This window comes from Streptomyces sp. NPDC031418 (assembly GCF_055581605.1).
Map to the genome: position 1 here is coordinate 356,999 of NZ_JBVIJC010000004.1, position 11,954 is coordinate 368,952.

The window sequence follows — 11,954 nt, forward strand, 5'->3', positions numbered from 1 at the left end:
AACGCCCGTCACAGAGACAGTCATCGATCACACACCTCCCGTTTCTCACTCGACAGACGGCAGCGGCCGCCGGCCACTGCCTGAAGCGGATCCCACCCTAGAGGCGGCCGCATTCCGGCACCACCGAATTTCCGCCCCGGTCCCCCACCGCGCAGTGGTGACCACGCCTCAGCCCGTCGTGCAGCGGGCTCCGTTCAGCGTGAAGGCGTACGGCGTGCGGTTCTTCTCCTGCCAGGAGGCGAGGAAGCCGAAGGACAGGGTGGCGTGGGCGGCGACGGACCGGTTGTAGTCCGCGGCGGTGGCGGTGACCCGGGGGCCGTCCTGCCGGGCGGTGGCGTCCCACATCTGGGTGATCCGCTGGCCGTCGCGGAAGCTCCAGGAGACATGCCAGTCGGTGAGCGCCGAGGCGGTGGTGACGGTGACGGTGGCCTGGAAGCCGTCGGGCCACTGGTTGACGAGGTCGTAGGCGACCCGGCAGGCGGTGGCGGTGGCGGGCGCGCTGGTGGGGCCGGGGGCGGGGCGGTGCGTGGTGGCGGAGGTGCCCTGGGGCTCGGGGTCGGGTTTGCCGCCGGCCGGGGTGTGGCGGGTGCCGGTGGCGGAGGGGACACCGGCGGAGGCGGAGGCAGAGGTGGAGGTGGAGACGGCGGCCGAGGCGGAGGGGGTCGCCGGGGCGGGGGCGGTGGTGGTGCGGGAGACGCCGGGGTCGGCGATCGGGCGGCTGTCGTCGTGGGCGGAGGCGGTGCCGTCGCCGGAGCCGCCGAACGGCATCATCGACACGGCGAGCGCCAGCGCCGACAGCAGGACGGCGGCGGCGATCAGGCCGCCGCGCAGCGCACGGCCGCGGCCCGCATCCTGCTCGGGTTCCCCGGTGCCCGCGCGGGCGGCGGCGCCGAGCCGGACCTCGGTGGCCCGGCGGCGGCGTTCCAGGTAGGCGAGGCCGCCCCAGCCGATCACCCCGCCGGCGAGGGCGGCGGGCAGTCCGCCGCCGTGCAGCCGCAGACAGGCGGCGGCCTCGGCGCACCGCACACAGGTCGCGAGGTGCCGGGAGAGGTCCTCCGGGGTGTCGGCGGCGGAGCGGGTGACCGCGTCCAGCAGCCGGGCGTAGCTACGGCACTCGGCGTCCATCGGGGTGTCGAGGTGTGCCCGGTGGCAGCGGTCCCGGAACAGCGTGCGCACCTGGTCGAGTTCGTCGGCGACGCGGGCCGGGTCGAGGCCCAGCCGACGGGCGACCGTGGGCAGCGGCAGCGCCTCGACCTCGGCCAGCCACAGCAGCGTCGCGTCGGCCTCCTGCATGTCCCGCAGGCCGCGCAGGGCGACAGGGCGGTGCAGCGGCGGCCCGGCATGGCGGGCCGCCGCCGGGGAGTTGAGCCACAGCCGCAGGTCGGGGTCGAGCCGGTGTCCCTGCCCGGCCGCCTCCCAGCCGGCGGCGGTGTCGCGGACGGCGATGAGCAGCGCCGGGATCGTGGGCAGCCGGGTGGTGCGCCGGGCGGCGCCGCGCACCTGGGCACCGGCGGCGCCGCGGACCTCGCGCATGCCGAGGGTGAACGCCTCGGTGGCCAGCTGGTGTGCCGTCAAGGACCCGGATGTGCACAGGTCCGCGTAGGAGAGCACCGCGTCCCAGCACTCCGAGAACAGCGCGGACTCGGTCGCGTCCTTGGGGGTCGGCAGGTCGGGCATGGGACTCCTGCATCCACGTGCGAGGTCAACTCACCGGGCGGGAAAGGGAGTTGTACGGAACCTCGCGGCAGGACACAGAGCCTTTCACGCTGTCGACACAACTGACAAGCGACCTGTTCACAACCGGTGGCGCTCCCGGCCTCACGCCTCGGCAGGCTCCTCGGCCGGGTCCTCGGCGGGCAGGCTGTCCATGAAGGAGCTGACCGAGAAGACGGCGTGGCCGGGGCCGGGCGGGCCGTAGCCGGGCGGGGAGGACAGCCCGAACTCCTCCATCGTCTGCCGGTAGGCCTGGAGCAGCCGGATGTGGTACTCCAGCGGCGCGCCCTGCGGGTTGGCCTTGCCGAGCGGGGTGGTCGGCTCCGGGCACCAGGTGGTGAAGCGGGGCGTGATGCCGTGCGACATGAAGAACCGCAGGCCCTCGGTGGTGGAGGCGATGGCCTCGTCCACGGTGGTGAAGCCGAACGGCTCCGCCATCTCCACCCCCGCCACGAAGTTGGGGATGACGTTGCGGGCGCCGAAGACGTCCGCGGAGTCCAGGATGCGCCGGTGCCACTCGTCCCGGCCGACGTACCGCTCCTTGCCGGGGCAGTACAGCTCGAACAGCCGGCGGTCCCACACCTCGAAGTTGGGGTGGTAGATCTGTACGCCGTAGTCCTTGAACCGCTGTACGTCCGCCTTGGGCAGCGCCTGCGCCACGACCTTGCCGATCCAGCGGCCCGGGAAGCGCTCCTCGATGGCCTTGGCGTAGTGGCCGTAGAAGTCGGCCTCGTCCCGCCCGGCGACCGTCTTGGTGATCGCACCGCCGGTCAGCGTGTAGGCGGTGGACGCCCGCTGGGTGTCGTACCGGTCGATGATCTCGAGGGCCTCCAGGACCTCCTCGACGTCCTTCACCCCGGTGTAGGGACGTCCGGCCGCCTTGTGCTGGCGCCAGTTGTGGTTGATGTCGCAGTACTGGCACTCCTCCTTGGCGCCGAAGTACTGGCACACCCGGAAGACGGTCAGATAGATCAGGTAGCCCCACTGGATGGTGGGGGCGACCTCCATGACCGACTTCCCGTTGGAGAGGGTGTGCCGGTAGTACTCGGGCATGGGCGGCACACCGACGTCGGCGATGCGCCGGCCGTCGAGGTAGAGCCCGAGCAGGCCCGCGTCGTCGGCCGCCACCCGGTACGGCGAGGCGGGGTTCACCCGCACCGAGACGACGGTCCGCCGCAGGTCGTACGGCCCGCCGGTGAGGATGATCTCCTCCGGGGGCCGGCGCAGCGCGGCCTCGCCCAGCTCGGGCAGGGTGCCGTGGTCGAAGGAGAAGATGAAGTACGACTTCGGCTTGACCTCGCCGCCCTCGTTGTCACTGAGCGCGGACGGGTCGAAGGCCACTCCGCCACGGAGCAGGTCCTCCTTGAAGACGGCCTCCCGCGGTACGTGCGGGAACCGCTCCATCAGATCCTCGACCAGCGCGGTGCGACTGCCCATCCGTCTGTCTCCTCCCGGCTCAGGCGTTCGCCTCTCACCGTATGCCCCCGCCCCCGGCTCAGCCGTGCCGGGTCCCTGCACGGCGCGCGATGTGTTCCGGTACGGCGGTGCCCGGCGGCAGCGCCGGGTCGGCCACCGGGTCGCCCCACGCGGCGGTGAGCGGCAGCACCCCGGCCCACAGCCCGAGGGCCGCGTCGGGGCCGTCGCCGTCGTCGGGGGCGCCGGTGCGGATCTTGACGGAGGCCTCTTCGAGGGAGAGGGCGAGCAGGGTGGTGGCGGCCAGCTCCTTGCGGTTCGGACGGCGGGCGTACGACCACTGTCCGGGTGCCGTGTGCTCGGTGAGCAGGCGCAGTCCCGTCAGCTTCTCCTCCGGATCGGTGACCGGCCGGGCGTCGCCGTGGATGACGGCGCTGCGGTAGTTCACGCCGTGCTCGAAGACGGAGCGGGCGAGCACCAGCCCGTCGACGTGCGTCACGGTCACGCAGACGGGCGTCCCGCCGGCCAGGCTGCGGCTGGCCACGGACCCGTGGACGTACAGCCACCGTTCGTCCCGCCCGTACACCGTCGGCACGACGAACGGCCGGCCGTCCACCACGACGCCCAGATGGCAGACGAACCCCGCGTCGAGGATCGCCTCCAGATCGGCCCGCTCCAGGCTCCCCTGCTCGCGCAGCCTGCGGTGCCGGGTGCGGTCGGTGACGGGGAGCTGGGCGGGGAGCGGTTCCGGAGTCATGAGCGGAGACGGTACCGATATCGCAGCAGGAGACGCGATCGATTTACGGAAACAGCACTTACATCTGCTCTATACGACTAAATCAGCAGCACCCCAGCAAGCGCTCTCTACCGGGGGCCGGAGCGAATGAGAGGGTCGACGGACACGGACTCTCGGGAGGGACGCAACGATGACGGAAACGGCCGGGACCGCCGGGTCGGTCGCCAACTGGGCGCGCACCATCACCTTCACGGCCAAGGAGTTCCACCGCCCCGCCACGGTCGACGCGCTCCGGGCGCTGGTGGCCGGCAGCACCCGGGTGCGGGCGCTGGGCAGCGGGCACTCGTTCAACCGCATCGCCGACCCGGGCCCGGACGGGGTACTGCTGTCCACCGCCGGGCTGCCGCCGGTGATCGAGGTGGACTCGGCGGCCCGCACGGTCCGGGTGTCGGGCGGGGTGCGGTACGCCGAACTGGCCCGCGCGGTGCACGCGTACGGCCTGGCGCTGCCCAACATGGCCTCGCTGCCGCATATCTCGGTGGCCGGTTCGGTGGCGACCGGCACCCACGGCTCGGGCGTCGCCAACGGGCCGCTGGCGGCGGCGGTGCGGGAGGTGGAGCTGGTCGTCGCGGACGGCTCGACGGTGACGATCGGCCGCGGTGACCCGCGGTTCGACGGCGCCGTGACCTCGCTGGGCGCGCTGGGCGTCGTCACCGCGCTGACCCTCGGACTGGAGCCGGCGTTCGAGGTGGAGCAGCGTGTGTTCACCGAACTGCCCACGAAGGGCCTGGACTTCGAGGCCGTCATGGCGGCCGGCTACAGCGTGAGCCTGTTCACCGACTGGCGGGACGCGGGGTTCCGGCAGGTGTGGGTCAAGCGGCGCACCGACCGGCCGGCGGTGGACTTCCCGTGGGCGGCGCCCGCGGCCACTGCGGTACACCCGGTGCCGGGCATGCCCGCGGAGAACTGCACCGAGCAGCTGGGCGTGCCGGGGCCCTGGCACGAGCGGCTGCCGCACTTCCGGGCGGAGTTCACGCCGAGCAGCGGGGAGGAGATCCAGACGGAGTACCTGCTCCCGCGCTCGGCGGCCGTCGACGCGCTGGACGCGGTCGGCCGGGTACGGCGGGCCGTCGCCGGAGTGCTCCAGATCTGCGAGGTGCGCACGGTCGCCGCCGACGCGCAGTGGCTCAGCCCCGCCCACGGCCGGGACTCGGTCGCCCTGCACTTCACCTGGGTGCGCGACGAGACGGCCGTACTGCCGGTGGTGCGGCGGCTGGAGGAAGTGCTGGAGCCGTTCGGGCCGCGCCCGCACTGGGGGAAGGTCTACGGCATCCCGGCCCCGGCCCTGCGGCAGCGGTACCCGCGTCTGGCCGCCTTCCGCGAGCTGGCCCGCTCCCTCGACCCGGCCGGCACGTTCAGCAACGCGTTCGTCCGGGACCTTCTCGACGGCTGACCCCCGCACCCGGGACAGGGCGGCGGAAGGGACTTTCTCCAATCCCTTTCCTAACCCCTTGTCGAAAGTCCTCCGCAGCCCATAGCCTGACGCCCGCGCCGGTGCGGAGCCGCCCGGCCGGGCCTGGACGGGACGGGAGGGCAGCCTCGTGAAGCGCACGTCACGTGACATCCGCACCGCGAACCGCTACGAGGTGCTGCGCCAGATCATCGCCGAGTCCCCCACCTCCCGGCAGGAGCTGGCGGCCGCCACCGGGCTGAGCCTCGCCACGGTCGCCACGCTCGTCGGGGAGCTGCTGGACCTCCGGATGATCACCGAGGTCGGTTTCGAGGACTCCGCCGGGGGCCGCCCCCGGGGACTGGTGGCCGTCAACGCGTCGGGGGGCGCGTTGATCGGCGTCGACATCGCCGAGACCTATGTCCACGTCGAGCTGTTCGACCTGGCGCTGAACGTGCTGGCCCGCGCCGACGAGGAGATCGGGCCCGGCGAGAGCCGCCCGGAGCAGGTCGTCGGGCATGTCGCCGCCGCCGTCGGCTCGGTGGTCGCGCAGGCCGGTGTCGAGGCGGCGCGGGTGCTCGGGGTCGGGGTGAGCGTGCCGGGCCAGGTGGACCGGGCCACCGGCGTCGCCGAGTACGCGCCCAACTGGAACTGGCACGACGTCCCGCTGCTGGACCTGCTCGCCGAACACATCGCCTACCCGCTGTACCTGGACAACCCGCTGCGCGCCTGCGCGGTCGCTGAGCTGTGGTTCGGGGCGGCCCGGGGCCGCGGGGACGCCGTCGTGGTCAACCTCGGCACCGGGGTCGGCGCGGGGCTGGCGCTCGGCGGCGGACTGCACCGGGGAGTCAGCAACAGCGCCGGCGAGTGGGGGCACACCACGCTGGTGCTGGACGGCCGGCTGTGCCACTGCGGCAACCACGGCTGCGTGGAGACCTATGTCGGCGCGCCCGGCATCATGCAGAACCTGCGCGAACTCAGCCCGCAGTCACTCCTTCTGCACCCCGACGACCAGACGGCCACCGTCGACGCGCTGGCCCGCGCCGTCGCCGCCCAGGACCCGGTGGCGCTCAAGGTGCTGCGGGACACGGCCCGTTACCTGGGCGCCGGCATCTCCGACCTGATCAATCTGCTCAACCCGGAGGTGATCGTGCTCAGCAGCTGGGTCGCCTCCCGGCTCGGCGAGCCGCTGCTCGCCGAGGTCCGGCAGGCGGTGGCCCGGCACGCGCTGCGCCGGCCGCTGGCGGCCACCGAGATCGTCCTCTCCCCGATCCCCACCGACCCGGTGTCGCTGGGCGCGGCGACGTTCGCGCTCGAAGGGGCCTTGCAGGCCGTGGGGCAGCGGGCCGCAAAGCGCACCACCCTCGCAAGGAGCCGTACCGCACCACCTTCATGACGACGGAAGGGATGCACGTGTCTCACCCCCGCAAGAGATCCCTGCTCGGGTCGGCCGCGGCCGCGCTGGCCGCCGTGGGAGCCCTGCTCACCGCCCCGCCCGCGAGCGCCGGTGACACCGCGGCGGGCGGGGCCCCGGCCGCCGCCGAGGTCTCGCCGCACGCCGCCCAGACCATCGACGACATCGGCGCCTCGGGCGCCTGGTGGGTCAACGACCTCCAGCACTTCTCGCCCGCCGTCCAGGCCCGGGTGGCGAAGCTGCTGTTCTCCCCACAGGGCCTGGCCCTCAGCTCGTACCGCTACAACATCGGCGGCGGCGGGGCCGGGGTCACCACGCCCGCCCGCGCCGCGGAGGACTTCCTGAACGCCGACGGCTCCTACGACTGGAGCAGGGACAAGGGTGGCCGGACCTTCCTCGGCTACGCCGCGCGGTACGGCGTCAAGGACCTGATCGGCTTCGTGAACAGCGCGCCGGGCCGGTGGACGACCAACGGCAAGAGCTGCGGCGGCCAGTTGCTGCCGGAGCACGAGGCCGACTTCGCCCGGTACATCGCCGATGTGACCGGCCACTTCGCCCGGCAGGGCGTCCGGCTCGACTACATCAGCCCCTTCAACGAACCGGACAACAGCTTCGCCGACTGCGGCCAGGAGGGCATGCCGGTCCCCGTCGACCAGCGCGACGACATCGTGCGGGCCCTCGGCGCCGAGCAGCGCGCCCGGCACCAGCGGACCGGGATCATCGCGGACGAGTCCAGCAAGACCACGCAGTTCACCACCGAGCTGCCGCGGTGGATCTCCCAGCCGGGCACCGCCGGATATGTCTCCCGGCTGGCGCACCACACGTACAACGACCCCGACGACGGCCAGCTCGCCAACGTCTACGAGACCTCGAAGTCCGTCGGGAAGGCCCCCTGGGCCACGGAGATCTGCTGCTTCGGCAAGGGCACCACGGGCTGGAACCAGGAGTACGACCCGACCATCGACAACGCCCTGCTGATGTCGCGGATCATCTACAAGGACTTCGCGACCGCCCACGACTCGGCGTTCCAGTGGTGGGTGGCGCTGGCGAGCGGGTACGGCAGCGATCCCACCACCAGGAACGATTCCGGCTGGAACGACGGCCTGATCTACTACGACCCCGACTACGCCGCGAACGGCAACCAGTCCCTGTACTTCACCAAGCGCTACTACGCGCTGGGCCAGTACAGCAGGTTCGTACGGCCGGGCGCGGTGGTGCACGACGTGACCGGGGCACCGGCCGGGGTGGAGGTGTCGGCGTACGCCGACAAGGGGCAGTGGGTGGTCGTGGTGAACAACCACAACACCACCGACACCCGGCTGGACCTGCACTTCCCGGGCGCGGCGCCCGGGCGGGCCACCCGGGCGGTGCGGACCTCCGCCGAGGAGAACTGGGCCGAGGTCGCGAAGCCTGCGGTGCACGACGGCACCGTCTCCGCCACGCTCGCCGCGCGCTCCGTGACCACCTATGTCTTCTCCGGTGCCGGGCACGGCGGTTCGCCGCTGACCGGTGCCCTGGTCGGCAGCCAGTCCGGCAAGTGCCTGACCGCCGGCCCCTCCGGAGCGGTGATCGCGTCCTGCACGGGTACGGCGGACCAGTCCTGGTCGTACGACGCCGCGGGCACCCTGAAGAGCGCGAACGGGTACCTGACCGCCGGGAGTTCGGGGCTCACGGTCGCCCCCACCGCGACCGGGGACGCCACCCAGCGCTGGCTGCTGAACGCGAACGGGCAGATCGTCAGCGAGGCGTCGGGTACGTGCCTCGACGTCAGCGGACAGGCCACCGCCGACGGCAGCGCAGTGATCCTGTACAGCTGCAACGGCGGTTCGAACGAGGCGTGGACCAGGCGCTAGCCGGGCCCTCCCGCCGACCGAGGGCCGCCGACCACACCCCTGACCCGGCGGCCCTCATCTCCCTTGCCCCACAAGCCTGTTCGGGATTCCGAACCGGACACAACGCTTCGCACACAGACTTCGTTCAACCCCTTGCCGAAGCCTTAGCCGAAGGTTAACGTCCCGCTCCGCAGCCTCTCTTTCGAGCCATTCGGCCGCCGGGCGCGAAGCCATCCACAGCCGCACGAACAGACAAGGACGTCAGCATGCCGGCACTGAGCAACAGCAACTGGGACCGCCGATCGATACTCCGGGCCGCCCTCGGCGTGGCCGCCGCCGGCGGCCTCGCCGCCTGTGGCAGCAACAACGGGCGTGGTGGCGGCTCGGGTTCGGGCAAGCAGCTGACCCAGTACTTCCACGCGTACGGCGAGGCCGGGGTCGAGCAGGCCGTCAAGCGCTACGCGAAGGCCTACAGCAAGGTGAACGTCACCACGCAGTGGATCACCGGCTCGGACTACGAGACCAAGCTGTTCGCCGCCCTGCTCACCGACCAGGCGCCCGACGTCTTCGAGTTCCACCCGCAGATCCAGCTCGTCAAGAGCGGTCAGGTGGCCGATCTGACCGACATCATCGCGCCGGTCAAGGACGACTTCAACCCGGCCGACATCGCCTCGCACACCGTCGACGGCAAGGTCTACGGCGTCCGGATGATCGACGACCCGCAGTTCCTCTTCTACCGCAAGTCGATGCTGGAGAAGGCGAACGTCGCCGTGCCGACCACCCTCGACGAGCTGATCGAGGCCGCCGCCAAGCTCACCACGTCCAAGGTCAAGGGCCTGTTCCTCGGCAACGACCTGCACGCGATCGAGGCGCCCCTGATCTGGTCGGCCGGTGCCGAGCCGCTCACCGCCAAGAACGAGATCGGCTACCACACCGACGAGGTCGTCGCCGGACTGCGCCAGCTGCGCAAGCTGTTCACCAACGGCGACCTGCTGCTGGACGCGCCCGCCGACTTCTGGGACCCGTCCGCGATCAGCCAGGGCCTGTGCGCCATCCAGTTCTGCGGCATGTGGGCGATGCCCGCCATGCAGCAGGCGCTCGGCGACGACCTCGGCGTGATGCCCTTCCCGAAGGTCGGCAGCAAGGGCAGGCCGTCCGTCTACAACGGCGGCTGGTCGATGTTCGTCAACGCCAAGGGCAAGGACGTCGACGCGGCCAAGGAGTACGTCAAGTGGCTGTGGATCGACCAGAAGCAGTACCAGGAGGACTTCGCCACCTCCTACGGCTTCCACATCCCGCCGCGCAGGACGATCGCCGCGCAGGCCGGCAAGCTCAAGTCCGGTCTGGCCGCCGAGGGCGTGAAGCTCTTCAACACCTACGGGCACTTCGACAACATCGGCTGGACCCAGGCCATGTGGAGCGCCTGGGACTCGGTCATCGCCGACTGCGTCCGCAAGGGCGGAGACCCGGAGGCCGCGCTCGACAAGGCGGACAGGACGATCAATCGCGAGCTGAAGAAGCTCTTCGGATAGGCCGGCGGACGGACCACGACATGTCGACCACCACCACGCGCGGGGTCGCCCGACCCGCCCCGGCCGCGGCCGGCCAGGCCCGGCCGCGGCGGGGCCTCGGGACGCGCAACACGCTCAACTTCTGGCTCTTCACCGGGCCCTTCCTCATCGGCCTGGTGATCTTCGTCTTCGTGCCCATCGGCTGGAGCATCTGGCTCAGCTTCTTCGACGCCCGCTTCACCGTCACCCCGAGCCACTTCGTCGGTTTCGACAACTACACCCACATGCTGTCGAACAGCGACTTCACCGGCTCGCTGCTGACGTTCACCGTGTTCGCCGCGTTCATCGTGCCCACCACCTGGGCGCTGTCCCTGGGGCTCGCCCTGCTGGTGCACCGGCTGCGCTTCCTGCGCGCCTTCTTCCGGTCGGTGTTCTTCCTGCCGACCGCGTGCAGCTATGTCGCCGCCGCGCTGATCTGGAAGATGTCGATCTTCAACGGCGTCCGCTTCGGCCTGGCGAACACGGTCGTCGGCTGGTTCGGGGTCGAGAACATCGCCTGGGTGTCCAACCCGTCCCCGCCGTGGTACTGGCTGGTCATCGTGACCGTACGGCTGTGGCTCCAGTCCGGCTTCTACATGATCCTTTTCCTGGCCGCCCTCCAGAACATCCCCGGGGAGCTGTACGAGGCCGCGGCCATCGACGGCGCCAAGCCCGGCTGGCAGACCTTCCGGCACATCACGCTGCCCCAGCTGCGCGCCACCTCGACCGCGGTGATCCTGCTGCTGCTGATCGCCGCCTACCAGGCCTTCGACGAGTTCTACAACATCGTCTCCACCAGGGCGACCTGGGGCCAGACCCCGCTCATGGTGCTGTACAAGACGGCGCTCGGCGCCAGCCAGGACTACGGCTCCGGCAGCGCCGGCGCGGTCATCCTCACCGTGCTGATCTGCGCCGTCACCCTGCTCCAGGGCAGGTTCATGGGCTTCGGAAGGGGGGAGGAGTCCAGGTGAGCACCACCGCACCCCGGACCACCACCGCACGCCGCACCGGGCGCGGCAGCGTCCTCGGCAACACCGGTCTGTATCTCGCCGTGAGCATCGCCGCGGTGCTGTTCCTGATCCCCTTCTATCTGATCGTCCGCAACGCCCTGTCCACGGACCAGGAGATCACCGGCGAGAACTGGAAGTTCCTGCCCTCCCACCTCCAGTGGGGCAACATCTCCGAGCTGTTCGACGACCCGACGGTCGACTTCGGCCGGTCGATGCTGAACTCGCTGGTCGTCGCGGTCCTGATGACCGCCGGCATCCTGCTGGTCTGCTCCCTCGCCGGCTACGGCCTCGCCCGCATCCCCTACCGCCACGCCGACAAGGTCTTCTACGCGGTCCTCGCCACCCTGATGGTGCCCACCGCCGTGACCTTCGTGCCCAGCTTCGTACTGGTGTCGTCGCTCGGCTGGGTGGACAGCTACCGGGGTCTGATCATCCCCGGCCTGTTCAGCGGTTTCACCTGTTTCCTGTTCCGGCAGTACTTCCTCGGGTTCCCCAAGGAGCTGGAGGAGGCGGCACGCGTGGACGGACTCGGCCACTGGGGTGCGTACTGGCGGATCGTCGTACCGAACTCGCTGAACTTCTTCGCGGCGATGGCCACCATCACCTTCATCAACGGCTGGAACGCCTTCCTGTGGCCGCTGGTGATCGGCCAGGACCCCAGCGCCTGGACGGTGCAGGTCGCGCTGTCGTCGTACATGACCAACCAGACCGTCAACTACCACCTGATCTTCATGGCCACCGCCGTTTCCATCCTGCCGCTGCTGTTCGTGTTCCTCTTCCTCCAGCGCTGGCTGGTGCAGGGGATCGCGCAGACCGGAATCAAGGGCTGAGCGAGG

9 protein-coding genes are annotated in these 11,954 nt (G+C 71.1%); 6 read left to right on the plus strand and 3 right to left on the minus strand.

The genetic code is table 11. The annotated features are described in order from the left end of the window. Positions 1–168 precede the first annotated feature (168 nt). The 3 genes from ACZ5CZ_RS07550 to ACZ5CZ_RS07560 form a co-directional block, all read right to left on the minus strand. Positions 169–1,677: a cellulose binding domain-containing protein gene (locus tag ACZ5CZ_RS07550; RefSeq protein ID WP_468940084.1), complete on the minus strand. Its 1,509-nt coding sequence runs from the start codon at positions 1,675–1,677 to the stop codon at positions 169–171. A gap of 141 nt (positions 1,678–1,818) precedes the next feature. Next, complete coding sequence (locus tag ACZ5CZ_RS07555) at positions 1,819–3,150, minus strand: radical SAM protein (RefSeq protein ID WP_468940087.1); 1,332 nt, start codon at positions 3,148–3,150, stop codon at positions 1,819–1,821. Between the two features lie 58 nt (positions 3,151–3,208). After that, positions 3,209–3,883: a pyridoxamine 5'-phosphate oxidase family protein gene (locus ACZ5CZ_RS07560; RefSeq protein ID WP_385840737.1), complete on the minus strand. Its 675-nt coding sequence runs from the start codon at positions 3,881–3,883 to the stop codon at positions 3,209–3,211. 169 nt (positions 3,884–4,052) lie between these two features. Here ACZ5CZ_RS07560 and ACZ5CZ_RS07565 point away from each other — a divergent pair, with 169 nt between their 5' ends. From ACZ5CZ_RS07565 to ACZ5CZ_RS07590, 6 genes are all read left to right on the plus strand, one after another. Next, positions 4,053–5,315, plus strand: coding sequence for an FAD-binding protein (locus ACZ5CZ_RS07565; protein WP_468940090.1), 1,263 nt, complete (start codon positions 4,053–4,055; stop codon positions 5,313–5,315). A gap of 148 nt (positions 5,316–5,463) precedes the next feature. Beyond that, positions 5,464–6,708, plus strand: coding sequence for an ROK family transcriptional regulator (locus ACZ5CZ_RS07570; protein WP_468940093.1), 1,245 nt, complete (start codon positions 5,464–5,466; stop codon positions 6,706–6,708). A gap of 11 nt (positions 6,709–6,719) precedes the next feature. Continuing rightward, the gene (locus tag ACZ5CZ_RS07575) at positions 6,720–8,579 is read left to right on the plus strand and encodes a glycoside hydrolase (protein WP_468940095.1); all 1,860 of its coding nucleotides are present in this window, start codon (positions 6,720–6,722) and stop codon (positions 8,577–8,579) included. Positions 8,580–8,824: 245 nt separating this feature from the next. Then, entirely contained in the window at positions 8,825–10,090 is a 1,266-nt protein-coding gene (locus ACZ5CZ_RS07580; RefSeq protein ID WP_468940098.1) for an ABC transporter substrate-binding protein, read from the plus strand. Positions 10,091–10,110: 20 nt separating this feature from the next. Further along, positions 10,111–11,079: a carbohydrate ABC transporter permease gene (locus ACZ5CZ_RS07585; protein WP_387054207.1), complete on the plus strand. Its 969-nt coding sequence runs from the start codon at positions 10,111–10,113 to the stop codon at positions 11,077–11,079. After that, complete coding sequence (locus ACZ5CZ_RS07590; RefSeq protein WP_385840730.1) at positions 11,076–11,948, plus strand: carbohydrate ABC transporter permease; 873 nt, start codon at positions 11,076–11,078, stop codon at positions 11,946–11,948. The genes ACZ5CZ_RS07585 and ACZ5CZ_RS07590 overlap by 4 nt, the downstream gene beginning before the upstream one ends. Positions 11,949–11,954: the final 6 nt, after the last annotated feature.

Bases quoted from the DNA above. Each gene is read 5' to 3' on its own strand.
- ACZ5CZ_RS07555 (WP_468940087.1), bottom strand. From the start codon at position 3,150: ATGGGCAGTCGCACCGCGCTGGTCGAGGATCTGATGGAGCGGTTCCCG.
- ACZ5CZ_RS07580 (WP_468940098.1), top strand. From the start codon at position 8,825: ATGCCGGCACTGAGCAACAGCAACTGGGACCGCCGATCGATACTCCGG.
- ACZ5CZ_RS07550 (WP_468940084.1), bottom strand. From the start codon at position 1,677: ATGCCCGACCTGCCGACCCCCAAGGACGCGACCGAGTCCGCGCTGTTC.
- ACZ5CZ_RS07565 (WP_468940090.1), top strand. From the start codon at position 4,053: ATGACGGAAACGGCCGGGACCGCCGGGTCGGTCGCCAACTGGGCGCGC.
- ACZ5CZ_RS07560 (WP_385840737.1), bottom strand. From the start codon at position 3,883: ATGACTCCGGAACCGCTCCCCGCCCAGCTCCCCGTCACCGACCGCACC.
- ACZ5CZ_RS07585 (WP_387054207.1), top strand. From the start codon at position 10,111: ATGTCGACCACCACCACGCGCGGGGTCGCCCGACCCGCCCCGGCCGCG.
- ACZ5CZ_RS07575 (WP_468940095.1), top strand. From the start codon at position 6,720: ATGCACGTGTCTCACCCCCGCAAGAGATCCCTGCTCGGGTCGGCCGCG.